Origin of the sequence: Octadecabacter ascidiaceicola, assembly GCF_900185015.1 — a bacterium.
Classification (GTDB): Bacteria; Pseudomonadota; Alphaproteobacteria; order Rhodobacterales; family Rhodobacteraceae; genus Octadecabacter; species Octadecabacter ascidiaceicola.
In genome coordinates this window covers 1-15,289 of record NZ_FXYD01000001.1, presented here as the reverse complement: position 1 = coordinate 15,289, position 15,289 = coordinate 1, and the positions used below count along the sequence as shown (strand labels likewise).

Annotated in this window: 15 protein-coding genes; 8 read left to right on the top strand and 7 right to left on the bottom strand. The window is 55.4% G+C overall.

What is annotated here, in order from left to right; translation table 11 throughout:
• Positions 1–199 precede the first annotated feature (199 nt).
• From OCA8868_RS16745 to OCA8868_RS00065, 3 genes are all read left to right on the top strand, one after another.
• Entirely contained in the window at positions 200–2,803 is a 2,604-nt protein-coding gene (locus OCA8868_RS16745) for a glycosyltransferase family 2 protein (protein WP_245847952.1), read from the top strand.
• Positions 2,803–3,816: a glycosyltransferase family 2 protein gene (locus OCA8868_RS00070; RefSeq protein ID WP_093994538.1), complete on the top strand. Its 1,014-nt coding sequence runs from the start codon at positions 2,803–2,805 to the stop codon at positions 3,814–3,816. The genes OCA8868_RS16745 and OCA8868_RS00070 overlap by 1 nt, the downstream gene beginning before the upstream one ends.
• A gap of 62 nt (positions 3,817–3,878) precedes the next feature.
• Positions 3,879–4,622: a sulfotransferase gene (locus tag OCA8868_RS00065; RefSeq protein WP_143849459.1), complete on the top strand. Its 744-nt coding sequence runs from the start codon at positions 3,879–3,881 to the stop codon at positions 4,620–4,622.
• Here the strand turns inward: OCA8868_RS00065 and OCA8868_RS00060 are convergent.
• The 6 genes from OCA8868_RS00060 to OCA8868_RS00035 all read right to left on the bottom strand — a co-directional run bounded on the left by OCA8868_RS00060 (position 4,619) and on the right by OCA8868_RS00035 (position 11,022).
• Positions 4,619–5,623 (bottom strand): glycosyltransferase family 2 protein, encoded by a 1,005-nt coding sequence (locus OCA8868_RS00060; protein WP_093994536.1) that lies wholly within the window; start codon positions 5,621–5,623, stop codon positions 4,619–4,621. The two genes, OCA8868_RS00065 and OCA8868_RS00060, sit on opposite strands and share 4 nt — an antisense overlap.
• Positions 5,624–5,627: 4 nt before the next feature.
• Positions 5,628–6,659 carry an ATP-grasp fold amidoligase family protein gene (locus OCA8868_RS00055; protein WP_143849457.1) on the bottom strand — a complete coding sequence of 344 codons (1,032 nt, stop codon included), beginning with the start codon at positions 6,657–6,659 and terminating at the stop codon, positions 5,628–5,630.
• Positions 6,660–6,804: 145 nt separating this feature from the next.
• Positions 6,805–7,335 (bottom strand): sarcosine oxidase subunit gamma, encoded by a 531-nt coding sequence (locus tag OCA8868_RS00050; RefSeq protein WP_093994534.1) that lies wholly within the window; start codon positions 7,333–7,335, stop codon positions 6,805–6,807.
• Positions 7,328–10,336, bottom strand: a complete 3,009-nt coding sequence (locus tag OCA8868_RS00045; RefSeq protein ID WP_093994533.1) for a sarcosine oxidase subunit alpha family protein — start codon at positions 10,334–10,336, stop codon at positions 7,328–7,330. Before OCA8868_RS00045 ends, OCA8868_RS00050 begins: the two co-directional genes overlap by 8 nt.
• A complete protein-coding gene (locus OCA8868_RS00040; protein ID WP_093994532.1) occupies positions 10,333–10,674 on the bottom strand; it encodes a sarcosine oxidase subunit delta in 342 nt (113 codons plus the stop codon). The genes OCA8868_RS00045 and OCA8868_RS00040 overlap by 4 nt, the downstream gene beginning before the upstream one ends.
• Positions 10,675–10,803: 129 nt before the next feature.
• A complete protein-coding gene (locus OCA8868_RS00035; RefSeq protein WP_093994531.1) occupies positions 10,804–11,022 on the bottom strand; it encodes a hypothetical protein in 219 nt (72 codons plus the stop codon).
• A gap of 344 nt (positions 11,023–11,366) precedes the next feature.
• Here OCA8868_RS00035 and OCA8868_RS00030 point away from each other — a divergent pair, with 344 nt between their 5' ends.
• Together OCA8868_RS00030 and OCA8868_RS00025 are read left to right on the top strand one after the other, a co-directional pair.
• Positions 11,367–11,576: a hypothetical protein gene (locus OCA8868_RS00030; protein WP_093994530.1), complete on the top strand. Its 210-nt coding sequence runs from the start codon at positions 11,367–11,369 to the stop codon at positions 11,574–11,576.
• Positions 11,577–11,608: 32 nt separating this feature from the next.
• Positions 11,609–11,791: a hypothetical protein gene (locus tag OCA8868_RS00025; protein WP_093994529.1), complete on the top strand. Its 183-nt coding sequence runs from the start codon at positions 11,609–11,611 to the stop codon at positions 11,789–11,791.
• 20 nt (positions 11,792–11,811) lie between these two features.
• On the opposite strand, the gene OCA8868_RS00020 is transcribed toward OCA8868_RS00025, so the two are convergent.
• The gene (locus OCA8868_RS00020; RefSeq protein WP_093994528.1) at positions 11,812–13,056 is read right to left on the bottom strand and encodes a sarcosine oxidase subunit beta family protein; all 1,245 of its coding nucleotides are present in this window, start codon (positions 13,054–13,056) and stop codon (positions 11,812–11,814) included.
• Positions 13,057–13,225: 169 nt separating this feature from the next.
• Here OCA8868_RS00020 and ccmI point away from each other — a divergent pair, with 169 nt between their 5' ends.
• Genes ccmI through OCA8868_RS00005 form a run of 3 tightly spaced genes read left to right on the top strand, consistent with a single transcriptional unit; the run spans position 13,226 to position 15,149 of the window.
• A complete protein-coding gene (gene ccmI, locus OCA8868_RS00015) occupies positions 13,226–14,449 on the top strand; it encodes a c-type cytochrome biogenesis protein CcmI (protein WP_245847951.1) in 1,224 nt (407 codons plus the stop codon).
• Positions 14,446–14,922: a Holliday junction resolvase RuvX gene (gene ruvX / locus OCA8868_RS00010; RefSeq protein ID WP_093994527.1), complete on the top strand. Its 477-nt coding sequence runs from the start codon at positions 14,446–14,448 to the stop codon at positions 14,920–14,922. Before ccmI ends, ruvX begins: the two co-directional genes overlap by 4 nt.
• Positions 14,919–15,149 (top strand): DUF1289 domain-containing protein, encoded by a 231-nt coding sequence (locus tag OCA8868_RS00005; protein ID WP_093994526.1) that lies wholly within the window; start codon positions 14,919–14,921, stop codon positions 15,147–15,149. Before ruvX ends, OCA8868_RS00005 begins: the two co-directional genes overlap by 4 nt.
• Positions 15,150–15,289 lie beyond the last annotated feature (140 nt).

Sequence of the window (15,289 nt, the reverse complement as noted above, 5' to 3'; positions counted from 1 at the left end):
GTAACAAAGCCTTCAGGCACCCAAGGTCAAGTCGCTTTGCATCAAAATGATCGCATTCTGCATTGTTTCCCCATTTGCAACAGTGGACTTGGAGCCTCAGGTCGTTATGGTGCGGTAAGGCCGGATCAACCGGCAACCGCGCAAAAACGCGAAATAAAAGCAGGTTAAACGTGAACGACGCACAGCTGGGCCGCATTTAATGGCCAAACACCAGTATACAATCTTGTCGATGATGAAGGACGAAGGCCATTCGCTTGTCGAATGGGTCGCCTATCACAAGCATATCGGCTTCGATAACATCTGCGTTTACACCAACAACTGCGGCGACGGCACGGATGAGATGCTTATCCGTTTGCAAGAACTCGGCTGGGTTCAGCATTTCCGCAACGACGTTCCTGAGGGCAAAAAGCCCCAGCCAAACGCCTTGGCCTTGGCGGCTGACAATCCCGAGATTACGGATTCCGATTGGGTCCTTACAATGGATGCCGATGAATTTGTTTCGATCAAATGCGGCGATGGCATGATTTCGGACGTGATGGACCGCCTCCCCCCTCAAACAGATGCTTTGGCGATCACTTGGCGGTTTTTCGGATCTTCCGAAGTGACGCCGTGGAACCCGGGGCTCGTGACGGAAACCTACACGAGGGGCGCACCAGACAGGTTCCGCAAAGGCTGGGGCGTTAAGTCCATGTTCAAGCCGCGTGAGCACATCAAATTCGGCATTCACCGCCCTACCAACAAACCCGGCAAGATCGAACAGTTGGGCGAAGACGCAGATATCTTGAAGCATTGGGTCAACGGGTCCGGCCAACCCATGCCTGAAAGTTTTCAACAGAAAGGCTGGCGTTCAACGGGACGCACGTTGGGCTATGGGCTGATTGAGTTGAACCACTACGCGGTCAAAAGCTACGAAGCCTATTTGCTGCGCCGCCTGCGCGGGAACGTAAATAACAAAGAAGATAAATATAACGCAGGCTACTTTGCAATTTTTGACCGCAACGAAGAAGAACATCTGAACGTGCAGCGCCACAGCAAAGCGCTCCATGCGACAATTGCAGAAATCCTAAAAGATCCGATCATGCGTGACCTACAGGATAAGGCCTTAGAATTCCATGCAGGCCGTGTTGAGCGCCTGCGCAGCCTTGGTGAATATGACCCATGGCTGGTTGAGTTAAAGAAGGCCAGCGCGGTTGAGATCACCGGTTTGGATGAAGTTTTATTTACCCAACACCTCCCCAAGGTTTGGCAAGAAAAGATCAAAGAAATGCAGGCGAACGGAATTCCAGACGGGCAAATCGCCAAAATGGTGGCGAGTTCTGTTGGCATCAAAGCAGACGATGATGAGCGTGCTGCTGAAGTCTTTGACGCAGCGCGACCAACGCAGCGCGGTGACAACCGCCCCACCCCAGAACAAAAAGCCAAAGACAAGTCGCCCAAACTGAACGCTAAGGTCAATCCGGAAACCGCGGCCCCCAAATACCGCACCACAATTCTGTCGATGATGAAGGACGAAGGCCATTCGCTTGTCGAATGGGTCGCCTACCACAAGCATATCGGCTTCGATAATATCTGCGTTTACACCAACAACTGTAACGACGGCACCGACAAAATGTTGATGCGGTTGCAGGAATTGGGCCATGTCCAACACTTCCGCAATGACGTTCCCGAAGGCAAGCGCCCGCAGATGAACGCGCTGTCTTTGGCTGGCCGAAACCCTGAGGTGATGCTTAGCGAGTGGGTTTTGGTGATGGATGCCGATGAATTCCTCACTGTGAAAACCGGTGACGGTAAGATCAACGACTTGCTGGAAAAGATGGACCCCGATGCACAGGCGATGGCGATCACGTGGCGTTTCTTTGGCTCATCCGGCGTCACAGACTGGAACCCCGGCCTCGTGATCGAAAACTACAACCGTTCCGCAGAAGACGGGTTTCGCAAAGGCTGGGGCGTCAAGACGATGTTCAAGCCATATGCGGACATCAAGCTGGGCATTCACCGCCCCTCGATCCGCAAACTGAACCACCGCCCCGAAAACGCCAAGGCGTTGCTGGATCAACTATGGCTCAACGGCTCTGGCAAACCTTTGCCCGAGGAATTTTCCCTGTCAGGCTGGCGCTCAACGCGGCCGACAATCGGATACGAGCTTGCGGAAATGAACCACTACGCCGTCAAAAGCTATGAGGCCTATTTGCTGCGCCGTGTCCGCGGCAACGTGAACAACAAAGAGGACAAATATAACGCCGCCTATTTCGCCTATTTTGACCGCAACGAAGCCAAGCCAGGGTCCATTGATCGCCATATCCCTGCCGTGCGCGAAAGCGTGGATGAGATCCTGAGCGATCCACAAATGCGCCAGCTGCAAGATGAAGCCCTAGAATATCATGCAGGCCGCGTGAAAATGCTGCGCGATAACGGCGAATATGATCATTGGTTGTCCGAGCTGAAAGAAGCCTCATCGATTGATGTCGACAACCTTAAAGAGTCCGTCATTTTCACACAGCACTTGCCCAAATCAGCACAAGCAGAAGTGACCCGCCTTAAGGAAGCCGGCGTTGCGGATGATGATATCCGTGAATTCATAACGTCCCTTCGCACGGCCTCCAAAGGCGCGAGCCGCAGTAACCTGATTGCTCAGGCCAAAGGCGACGCGGTTCCTGAAGCGACCAAAGAAAGCGAAGATGACGCAAACGCACGTACGAGCCGCGAAGAAGCAACCGCTTCCGCTGATGCCCTCATCGCAGCTGTCTCAAAAAAAAACTCCCGAAAGCCCGCAAAGGGCTCAAAATTGAAAGCAGGAAAATAATGGCCAAAGCACCTGACGCGGGCCGCAAAGTCCTTGTGTCCACAATGAAGAATGAAGGCCCCTACCTGTTGGAATGGCTGGCCTATCATAAGTCCATTGGCATCACGGATTTCTGTATCTTTTCAAATGATTGCACGGATGGAACCAACCTGATCCTGAACCGGTTGGAACAGATGGGCGTCGTAAAGCATTTCGACAACCCTCTTGGTCCCAAAATGGACCCACAGCGGCGCGCCTATTCGCGCGCCAACCAAATTGACTGGGTTAAGTCGGCGGATTGGGTGCTGATTGTTGACGCTGATGAGTTCCTCAACATCCATGTTGGGGACCGTTCCATTGATGCACTTATTGATGCCTGCGGCTCACCTGATGCTATTTCGATCAACTGGCGTTTGATGGGCAGCCAAGGCCAATCCAAAATGTCCGATGAGTTGGTAACAGAGCGCTACACGCATGGTTCCAGCTTTGATAACCCTGAAAACGGCCTTGTTTGGGGCTTCAAAACTCTCTTCCGCCCAAACAAATTCGGCTACTTCGCCGTACACCGTCCAAGGTTTCAAAAGAGCACTGAAATTGTACCAGGTATGGTCAAATGGACCAATGCAGCGGGCAAACCTATGGGCGATCAGTACCTTGAAAAAGGTTGGCGTGGGAACAGTGAGAACGTCACCAACGAGTTTGCACAGGTAAACCACTACGCGATTAAGTCGCGTGAGGACTTTCTGCTCAAACGTCTGCGCGGCACCGCGAACTCTAAGAACAAAGACCGTATCGACATGGAGTATTGGGATAAATACGACATCAACACCTGTGAAGACACGACGATCTGCACGGATGGAATTCGCCCTATCCTTGATGAATGGATGAAAGACGACGACCTTGCCGCACTGACCCGCGCTTGTGCGGATTGCTCGCAGCGTGTGCTGGATTACCAGCTAGAGGACCCGGATTTTCGCGCGTTCATCGACACTGGGCACTTCGCAAAACCAAAGGACGCAAAAAAAAAGCGCTAAATCCGGCTGAAGACGGTCCTGCGCGGTTCTTATGTGTTGGAACGCACCATAAGACGGGCACCGTGTGGCTACGGCGTGTCTTGCACGGGATCAAGAACGAGCAAGGCATCCCCCTGATGCAGTGCCATAGGCCGGACAAGATCAGTTTTGCGGTAAAAACAGGCCCGCAGATTATTGTAAATTGGGAAAGCAGCTTTCCCAAAGAACTGCACGCCCTGCCCCATGCCCGATTCATTCACATGATCCGTGACCCGCGCGATGTGCTGCTGTCTGGCATGCGCTATCACCGCAAAGCTCCGCTTGGCCGCGAGAAGTTCTTAGCTGACCCGCGCGACGATCTGGGCGGGAAAAACTACCAAGATCACCTGAACGCCCTGCCCAATGACCTCGAACGTTGGCAGTTCGAAATGCGCAACAAACATGCCGAGACGGTAAAAGAAATGTTGGCGTGGGATTACAGCGGCAACGCCATCGGCGACGTACGATACGAAGACCTGATTGTTGATGTCGACTGTGTGAAAATTCGCGAGATACTCGAAGAATTCGCGATTGAGGGGCTCGATATCGACAAAGCCGTGCAGACCTATTGGGAAAACAGCCTGTTTGGTGGCGTGAACGAAGCAGCCGAGCTTGGCAGACAGCATGCGCGCCACATTACCTCAGGATCCGTCGCGCAGTGGAAAACACAAATGCCGCGCGACTTGGCGGAAATCTATGCGGATGAGTACGGCGATGCGCTTATCAGCCTCGGGTATGAGGACGATAAGAAATGGGTGAAAGACTGCCCCGTTAAGGTGAAAGCCTAGCCCGTAAGCCCTGGATTATTGCGTTGCTGTTTGCGGATACGATCATACAACGCGCGCACGTTTTCGTCTTGCTTCAACTCAACAAGGCGATTTTGGTGAATTTCCACGGCCCGTTGATGTAGGTCGTTCAGCTCTGGGTCCTTGCACAGATCTGCAACCGCATCCTGCACCCGTTCTGACCATCGCTGAATGCGCGTGTCATGCACGTCGTTGTTGTTGTAGCGGCGCCAATACTTAAAGTCTGCGCTGCGGTCCGCATGATTGGCATTGCCTCGATCCGCTTGGACCAGAAAGCTTTCCGCGGATTTGATAACGTAGTGGTTCAGCTGCACCAGATCATAGCCGAAATCCGGCGCTTCAAGCAGTTTCACGTCCTTCAACAACCGTGATGGATCAAGCGGTTTGCCGCAGCCATTGACGTATTTAATACTTGCCAAGTCTTTCTCGTGAACCTTTGGCGAATGGTTCGCAAAGTAATTGGCCTTGGCGGATTTATGGGTCAGTGACTTGGTTCCGCGGCGCGAAATGCCTTTGTGATATTCGCCCTCATACGCCCAAGCGTATTCAAACTGATCAATCAGCAGACGGTCTTCATATGCATCCAGCCCGCTCGAACCGAAATTCAGTTGATTAAACGTGATGACATTCGCCCCGTCCACGGCCTCAAACAGATCGTGCAACGTGCCGTCCCCAACATTAACGCAGATGAACTCGTCCACATCAAAGCTTGTGACCCAATCGGACCGCTTCAGCCGCGCAAAGGTGTTGATGTACTTTGTCGCCTGCCAATGGTGATGAACATTATTTGAGTAAACGGATGGGTTGGTGAAATGGCGAAGCTTGCCCAGCTCGTCCAGACGTTCAAGCATCTGATCCGTGCCGTCAGTGCAGTCATTTGAAAACACAAGGAAATCATTCACGCCAATTAAGCTGTGATACGCGTACCATTCAAGTATGAACGGAGCTTCATCCTTCATCGGCGTGATTGATGTAATTCGCATTGGATTATTCTACCCGCACAACTCTGGGTGGCTCTTCTTTCCAGTGATCTGAAAAGAGTTCGTCAATTTCAGGCGCACGGGTGCGGCGACGACCGGAATTTGGCAAGAACGTCATTTCACCTAGAAAAACCTCCTCCCCTTTCAGATACAAATCAACACGGCAGTATTGATGTGCCTTCCCGATTTTCGTCGCCACTTCTTGTGCGAATTGCGCGTTACTCGGCAGCGGTTCTTCGTGGGTGTTTGATCGAAGGAAGTCGTACGGAAGATAGTTCAAGTTCTTATCGTACACAGGGTTATTCCTGACGCCTTCGCCGCCCTCAGTGTCCATTTGCAAAAGAACCGGCGTGCCATTCACAACATGAAACCGGAAATCGACAATAGGAACGTCTTCGCCTTCCTGACGCAGGTCTTTTTCTAGGAAAACTTTGCTGTCAATAAAGGCGTACCACCACTGACAAGAATTCTGACCGTAGATGGTTTCAAGCCAGCTCTTGGCTTTAGCTTTCACATGCGCCAGTTCTTCATCTGAACAAGGCAACGTCAATGGGATGTTCTGGTCACTTCCGTCATTTGATTTGAAAAAGTATTTCCCGGGTTTGATCCCATCGAAAGAAATATCTTCATGGGATGACCAGACGCCAACAACTGTCGCCGCCTTTACGCGATCTCGATACTCTTTCGGAATAAATTCAGGGACCAACAGCTTGTCTGCTGGGCTTTTTTTCGGAAAAGGCATCAACAGGGAATGCAAGATATTCGTGGCGCCAAATGTTCTGGGTTCGACGAACCCCGGCCAAACTCCGGTGGCTTGAAAGAACCCATTGATACCACGGCGGGACCGTTTCAATAGATTGTTTGGATTTAACGCGCTAAAGGCAGTGTGGTGCGTTTTTCCAGATACGACGTGCGGCGTTTGTTCCGTGGATTCAGCCAACCATTCCAAGAAATCCGAAACAAATTCTTTTGTCCGTGTATCACCGACCAAGGAACGTGGTCGGCGATCATAGTGATACTGTTCGTAAAAAGGCCGCACCGAGATCTCCTCAAGGGTTTTTTTGATGTTATCTCAATTCCCAAAATTCAGATCAAGGCAAGCCTTCTGGTTAACGACGTGTTGAGGCTAATTCAACACTATATGCCCCGCGATCAGGGTGGATTGTTGTAAGGTACACATACCTTTAGGCGAAAAAGCCGGTCTTCTCGCCCGTGGTTGCCGCGCGTGTCAGAACGCCTTCGGCGTAATCCGCAACAGATCGGAAACAGACTACGTCAAACCCAGCATCATGCATCCAGAACGCAGCTGCGATCTGTGCCAAACGTGTGCGCCGCACCTGCCCCGTGCCAAAGCTGTCGGGATGCAGATCAACAGGACAAAGCCGCGCCAAGACATCCCGCGTACCATCGCCAGAAACCGTAAACGTCGCCCGCGCGTCCGACACATCCACCGCAAGGAAATGCGTCTTAACGAGGGCCTGTTCCAACACCTCAATCGCCTGCGCAACGCCGTCATAAGGCACGATCAGCAGCAACTCATCCGGGGACATCCATGCGACGCCTTTGTCGCCATTCCCCAAGAACTGCCCAGACGTCGGTATCGCCTGATCTGTGGCAGCTTTGACCGCCTTCTTCATCTTTGCACTGCCCAGATCACCGCGCAGGGTGATCATACCGCGTGCGTCCGCGCGTGTTATCACTGCCATATCAGACATTCTGTTTCTCCCCTGCTGGGTCATAGAAAACCGGATCCACAATCTTGGCCGTTACCGAAGTCCCATCAGTTTTCGGGAAGGTAATGAACTCGCCCATACGATCTGGCCCGTCTTTCACCAACCCCATCGCGATGCCGCGACCCAAGTTGGCGGAATAATATGTCGACGTAATGCGGCCCTGCGTGTTGCGCTGGCCATTGGCGTTTTCGCCATCTGCCACGGCATAGGCGCCATCTGGGATCACAGAACGGTCGGTTGTTTCCAACCCGACCAGTTTCCAGCGATTAGGGTCGACCATATGGCTGCGCAGCTGGCCGCGTTTGCCCAAGAAGTCTTCTTTCTTCTTGGAAATCGCCCAGTTCAGCCCCAGATCCTGCGGGATGACCGTGCCATCGGTTTCATCCCCGATCATGATAAAGCCCTTCTCTGCACGCAGCACGTGCAGGCCTTCGGTGCCATAAGGCATCAACCCGAACTCCTGCCCCGCCTCATACAGGGTCTTCCAGAACGCCTCACCCTCGCTGGCCTTCACCGCGATTTCATAGGACAGCTCACCAGAGAATGAGATGCGATAGGCGCGGCAGTCAAACCCGCCAATCATGCCATCGCGCCATTGCATGAACGGCAAGGCCTCTGCCGAGACGTCCATTCCACCAAGCTTTTCCAACAACTTGCGGGCATTTGGGCCAACAACCGCGATCTGGGCGTATTGCTCAGTGATATTGGCGACATAGACGTCCCAGTCCCACCATTCGGTTTGCAACCATTCTTCCATATGCGCATGAATGCTGTCCGCGCCGCCCGTGGTCGTGTGGCAGAGCCAGCGATCCTCAGCAATGCGTGCAACCACGCCGTCATCCGAGAGGAAGCCCTGCTCACCGCACATCAAACCGTAGCGGCATTTACCGACTGCCAGATTGGACATCATGTTGGTGTACATCATATCAAGGAACTTGCCCGCATCGGGGCCGGACACCACGAGCTTACCCAGCGTTGATGCATCCAGCAGCCCAAGGTTCTCGCGGGTGTTCTTCACCTCGCGGTTCACCGCGTCCTCAATGCTCTCTCCGTCGCGCTGATAGGTATAAACGCGGCGCCATTGGCCGACAGGTTCCCAGTATGCACCATTCGCATCATTCCATTCATGGATCGGCGTTTTGCGCAGGGGCTGGAACAGCTCGCCACTGGCTTCACCACCAATAGAGCCCAGTGAAATCGGCGTATAAGGCGGGCGGAACGTTGTCGTGCCCGTTGCCGGAATTGGTTGACCCAACGCATTAGAAAGGACCGCCAGCCCGTTGATATTACTCAACTTACCCTGATCTGTTGCCATCCCCAAAGTGGTGTAGCGTTTGGTGTGTTCAACACTTTCATAGCCTTCCTGCGCGGCCAGTTGAACGTCAGACACTTTCACGTCGTTCTGATAATCCAGCCACATTTTTGAGCGCAGCTTATATCCCGCGCCCTGCGGCATCATCCAAACGGCCTCCATCTGCGCCTCATCAGGTGCGTCGCCTTTCGGGGCTTTGCCAGCCTTGCCAGCCGCCCCTGCAAGTGCCGCTGCCTGCGCGCCCGCGTCATGGCCGCTCAAAAGGCAGTCGCGGGTGGTCATGGCACCATGGGCGATCCCCGCGGTGGCAACAAACCCGTTGCCGTCAGCACCCAAAGGTGGGCGCGCAGGATCAGGGCGGAAATGGCTTTGCGCCTCGTCCCAGATCAGTTTACCGCCGCAATGGGACCACAGATGCACTACGGGCGACCAGCCACCAGACATGGCAACCGCATCGCAAGCGATCTCTTCCAGCACACCGCCTTCTCCGGCCTGCGCGCAAACCTCAACACCAGCGACCTGTTTGCCGCCTTTGACCTTAGAAATGCCCTTGCCATGCAGCACGCGAATGCCCAGCGCCTCCGCCTCTTCCGCCAAGGGACCAGCCGACGCACGCGCATCAATGATCGCTGGAACGTCCAACCCTGCATTCACCATCGCTATCGCGGTGCGGTACGCGTCATCGTTGTTGGTCACAACAACCGTGCGGTCGCCAACCGACGCCCCGAAATTCACCACATAATCACGCACCGCGGACGCCAACATCACACCAGGAATGTCATTTCCAGCAAATGACAGCGGGCGCTCAATCGCGCCAGTTGCCGTGACGATTTGCTTCGCACGAACGCGCCACAGCCGGTGGCGCGGGCCGTTTTTGTCGCTCAGATGATCGGTCAGACGCTCATAGGCCAAGGCATAACCGTGGTCATAAACGCCCGCGCCCATACAACGCGCAACCACCGTGACATTCGACATAGATTCAAGTGTTTGCAGGGCGTCCTTCACCCAAGCATCCGCATCCAACCCGTCAACCTGCGCACCATCAACAGGGGCGCGGCCACCCCAATGGGCCGTCTGTTCAACCAATAGAACACGCGCACCGGCACGGCCAGCAGCCAAAGCTGCAGACAGGCCCGCGATACCACCGCCAACGACCATAACGTCCACATGGGCATAGAAATGTTCGTAGATGTCTGCGTCTCGGTCTTTGGGCGCTTTACCCAAGCCCGCAGCATGGCGAATGATCGGCTCATAGACATGCTTCCACAAAGGGCGCGGATGGATGAACATTTTGTAGTAGAACCCAGCGGGCATGAAACGCCCCAGCTTGGCGTTCACGGCCCCCACATCAAACTCAAGGCTCGGCCAGTGGTTCTGTGAACTCGCCTCAAGCCCGTCGAACACTTCCTGCGTCGTGACCCGTTGATTGGGCTCAAAATGCCCGTCCTTGCCGAGGTTCACCAAGCCGTTTGGTTCCTCAGCGCCAGACGCCACAATCCCGCGCGGGCGGTGGTACTTAAACGAACGCCCCACCAGCATCTGGTCATTGGCGATCAGCGCAGACGCTAAGGTGTCGCCCTCAAACCCCTGCATGGTCTTACCGTTAAACGTAAAGCTCATCGGCTTGTCACGGTTGATCAGCCGCCCTGCATTGCTCAGACGTGTGCTCATGTCGATGCCCCCCCGAATTCACGCCATGTCCAATCGGGGCGCTTCTCTTTAATCTTTGCGACCAGTTCTTTTGGTGGCGCGAGTGTTTGTGCCGGATATGTACCGAACACCTCTAGCGTTGTCGTGCAACGGGCCGCGTGAAACCACTTGCCGCAGCCATAGCGATGCTGCCAGCGTTCCAGATGCACGCCTTTGGGATTTTCGCGCACGAACAGATAGCCTTCAAACTCTTCATCAGACGCCTCAGGCCCAAACCGCTTCAGGTGCGCTTCGCCCCCTGCGTGCAGTTCGGTTTCATCGGCGTTCACGCCACAATACGGGCATTCAAGGATCAGCATGGGCGGACCTCCGTAGCGGAGGCAGTGCTGCCCCCAAGTTCAAAGTGAAGGGGCAAATTCAGGCAACGCACGGGCTTAGGGGCGGGGTTTGCGCCCCGCCCTGTAAGACTTAACCGTGAGTGGTGTACTTTATTCTGTAGGCGCGGGTGCCGTTTCAGTAGCGGGCGCAACGGCGCTTGGGTCTTGTTCAAGCGGCACGGCAGCGCCCCCGAAGACGGCGTAAAGCACGACGAGCACAATGACGGTGCCGACGAGGATAAGCCCCAAGCCCCCCGTGCCCGACCCCGTGTCGTGCGGGATACGGTGCGACCGGTCGGGCGCAGGTTTCGAGAAGTCGTAGTCAGCCATTTCAAGTCCTCCTGTTTAGGTGAGGACAAACTGGCAGGATTCGCGAAGCTTGGAATATGAGCGGAAAACGCCGGAGCGTTTGGGCGAGAGGTGGCCCGTCGCCCTTGGTTACGTCGGCTTGAATCTGCCAAATTGGTCAATGTTGCACTCCGGCGCGAACGCGCCCGGCCCGACCTCCCCCCCGGGAGGGCCGATTGCGCATCAGATGCCGCACAGGCATTCAACGACGGATCAAGCCCCTCGGTCACAACAGACAACGAAAGCCCACCCGAGGACGGCCCAGCCGCGCCCGCGCCATTCAACGTAGGATTGAACCGAACACTATTCGTTCTTAAGTTGATGACATGACAGCAAATCAAATCATGATCCCGCTGGCCCTGCTGCTTCTCGTAGCGTGGGTCATTCTTTTGGTCGTTCGAAGCCGCCGCATCGCGCAGGCCAGCACTCAGCGCGAACATCTTCCTAATGCGCCCAGTCGCGGACTGGACGCCGATGCCCCTGCTAAGGAGTCCGCTGAAAACGCGGGACGCGGGAATTTCACTGGCGGTTATTAGCATCACCGCAAAACCTTCACGAAGGAAACGCCATGTCTTGGACTCTCACTATTGTCACAGCCGTGATCACGGCTTTCCTTATTATTTTCCTTATTGATTGGCGACACGACGAACGAACCAACCCCGATACACTCTTTAAGGGGCCCGCCCCGATCCGCTTTATCAAGCACATCGCGATGCGCATTGCAGATGGTTTCCTGATGGGAGGTCCATGAGTATACCTCAGAAACAAACATCAATGCGCCACCCCCGCCGCAACGCTCTCATCAATGAACTTCCCTTCACGGAAGCGATACATGCTGAACTCATCCGTCAGCGGTGACGCGCCTTTCGCCATCAGTTCTGCCATTGCAAAGCCCGACCCCGGAATGGCCTTAAAGCCCCCCGTGCCCCAGCCGCAGTTCACGAACACACCCTCAATCGGTGTCTTGGACAGGATCGGGGATCGATCCCCTGTCACATCCACAATACCGCCCCACTGACGCAGCATCTTCAGGCGCGACAGGATCGGGAAAGTCTCGTTCAGCGCACGAACCGTTTCCTCAACATGATGAAACGACCCGCGCTGGGTGTAGTTGTTGAACCCGTCTGTGCCGCCACCGATGACCATTTCGCCTTTATCGGACTGGGACAGATAGCCGTGCACCGTGTTGGCCATCACGACGATATCCATGCAGGGTTTGATCGGCTCAGACACCAGCGCCTGCAACGCCACAGATTCCATCGGCAAACGGAATCCCGCCATATCCGCCAGATGCGACGCGTGCCCCGCAACGACCATCCCCAACTTGTCACAATCTATCGCGCCCTTAGTCGTATCGACACCGACGACCTTGCCACCCTCTGTGCGTACGTTTGTAACTTCGCATTGCTGGATAATATCCATGCCCATATCAGAACAGGCCCGCGCGTAGCCCCAAGCCACCGCATCGTGACGCGCCGTGCCGCCGCGTGCCTGCCATAGACCACCCAAGACCGGATAACGCGGCCCTTCAATATTCATGATCGGGCAGAGTTCCTTCACCCGCGCGGGCGTAATCCATTCCGTTGTGACGCCCTGCAGCGCATTGGCATGTGCCGTCCGCTGATAGCCACGGACCTCATGATGGGTCTGGGCCAGCATGATCACACCACGCGGGGAGAACATGACGTTGTAATTCAAGTCCTGCGACATCGTCTCATACAGGCTGCGGGACTTCTCATAGATCGCCGCGGACGGGTCTTGCAGGTAGTTGGAGCGAATGATGGTCGTGTTGCGCCCCGTGTTGCCGCCGCCAAGCCAGCCCTTTTCGATGATCGCCACATTGGTGATGCCGTAATGCTTGCCCAAGTGCCACGCCGTCGCCAGACCATGCCCGCCTGCCCCAACGATAATGGCGTCGTACTTCTTCTTGGGCGTTGGGCTGCGCCAATGGCGTTCCCATCCTGAATGGTAACGTGTGGCTTCACGGGCAATGGCAAAAGCGGAAAAGCGGCGCATGTCTGTCCCCTCGACAGTGAATCATCTCTATTTCTTCTGGGCCGTATGGGAAAAAAGAGGATACTCCCAGCGGCATAAAGACATCAGTTTGCGACACGCGCCCTTTGGCCGCAACACTTCACGCGATTGTCTCTTTTTTCGGACGCGGCAAACGACTACATCTTGCGGCATGAACAGTGAATTTATCATCTTCGGGCTAACTTGCGTTGTACTTGCTGTGCTGGCGGTTGGTGCAATACTAGTCCCGCTTTGGCGCGGCCCCTCGGATGAGGCTGCCGAAGATACCGACATCGACATTTACCGCGACCAATTGTTGGAAGTGGACCGCGACCTTGCACGCGGTGTGCTGGACGAAGCCGAGGCCGAGCGCACCCGCACCGAAGTGTCGCGTCGCTTGCTCACAGCCGATTCCAACGCCCGCGCCGCCGCAACCCGTGCCCCACAACGCGTTAGTCACGCAGTTGCATTGGCTCTCGCCGCCGCCCTCATCGCCGGTGCTGGCGGACTTTACTGGGAACTTGGTGCGGCTGGTTACGGCGACGTTCCACGCGCGACGAGGATTGCAATCGCTGAAGAACGCCGTGCCAACCGCCCTTCCCAACTGGAAAAAGAGGCCGAGAGTCCCGAATTTGACTCCATTTCGCTTGCCGAACCTGAAACTGCCGAAATTCTGCAAGCCCTTCGCGCCGCCGCGTTTGAGCGTGCGGAAGAAGTGCAGGCTTGGGCCTACCTTGCCCAAGTGGAAGCCAGCGTCGGAAACATGCAACGCGCCGCACGCGCACAAGAACGCACCATCGCCCTTTTAGGGGATGCCGTAACTGAGGCCGACTACGTGCGCCTGCTTGATTTCCTCGTGATCGGCACGCAAGGCTATGTCTCACCAGAGGCTGAAACGATCACAGTACGCATCCTGCAAAACAACCCTGAAAGCACGCCTGCGCTTTATTATGCGGGCTTGCTCTATGCGCAAAACGACCGCCCGGATCGCGCCTTTAACTTCTGGCGCAACGTGGTCGAGAACGGCGAAAAGGATACCATGTATTGGGACTTCGCTGCCGGCCAGATTTCTGACGTCGCCGCACAATTGGGGATGGATTACGCCCTGCCCGAGCAACGCGGCCCATCCAACGCAGACCTCGAAGCCGCCGAAGACATGACCCCCGAAGAACGCCAGCAAATGATCCAAGGCATGGTTGGCCAATTGGCAGACCGCCTCGCATCTGAGGGCGGCCCACCACAAGACTGGGCACGCCTAATTTCCTCGCTCGCAGTCTTGGGTGAAAACGACACCGCGTTAACCGTTCTAAATGAGGCCGAGACTATTTTCGGGGCCGACATCCAAGCTGTGCAAATCGTACGTCGCGCCGCCCAAGAGGCGGGCCTGATCGAATGATCTTTGAAGACGTCACAGAATTCGCTGACGCCCTCCCCAGCTACGCGCCCCTTGCTGGTCTTGATCTTGGGACCAAGACCATCGGCGTGGCTGTGTCGGATGCGATGCTGACCATTGCTTCGCCCCTCGAAACTATCAAACGCACCAAGTTTCAGGCAGATGCGACCCGCCTGTTTGAAATCACCGCGCACCGCAACGTAGCGGGCATCGTCCTTGGCCTGCCACGCAATATGGACGGTTCTGAAGGACCGCGCGCCCAATCCACCCGTGCCTTTGCCCGCAACCTCACCCGCCTAACCGAACTGCCGATCACCTACTGGGACGAACGCCTGTCATCGGTTGCCGCAGATCGCGCCATGCTTGAGGCTGACCTGTCGCGCAAACGCCGCGCCGAGCGCATCGACAACGTCGCCGCTGGCATCATCCTCCAAGGCCTGCTTGACCGCCTCGGCCACCTGCGCAGCGCATCATGACAGACGACATCTGGAAACGTGACGAGATCGAAAGCCCCTGCATAAAGATCTGCGTAATCCATCCTGAAACGCGCCTCTGTACGGGCTGTTTGCGCTCAATCGATGAAATTGGTGCATGGTCCAGCCTGTCTGGCGATGCGCGCAAGGCCGTGATGGAAGACCTCCCCAACCGCACCAAGCTAATCACCAAACGGCGTGGTGGCCGTGCGGCGCGGATTAAGAGATGAAAGTCCGCTCTCAGTCGATTCTGTTGAAAAACAATGTGTTGCGAGCGCAGAAAGTACGATTCTCAACACAGCGCGAGCGCCTTTCTGATCAGGCTTTGCACGCTTGCTGCGGTGCAGGAAAGATCTTCGCTAGTTTGCGG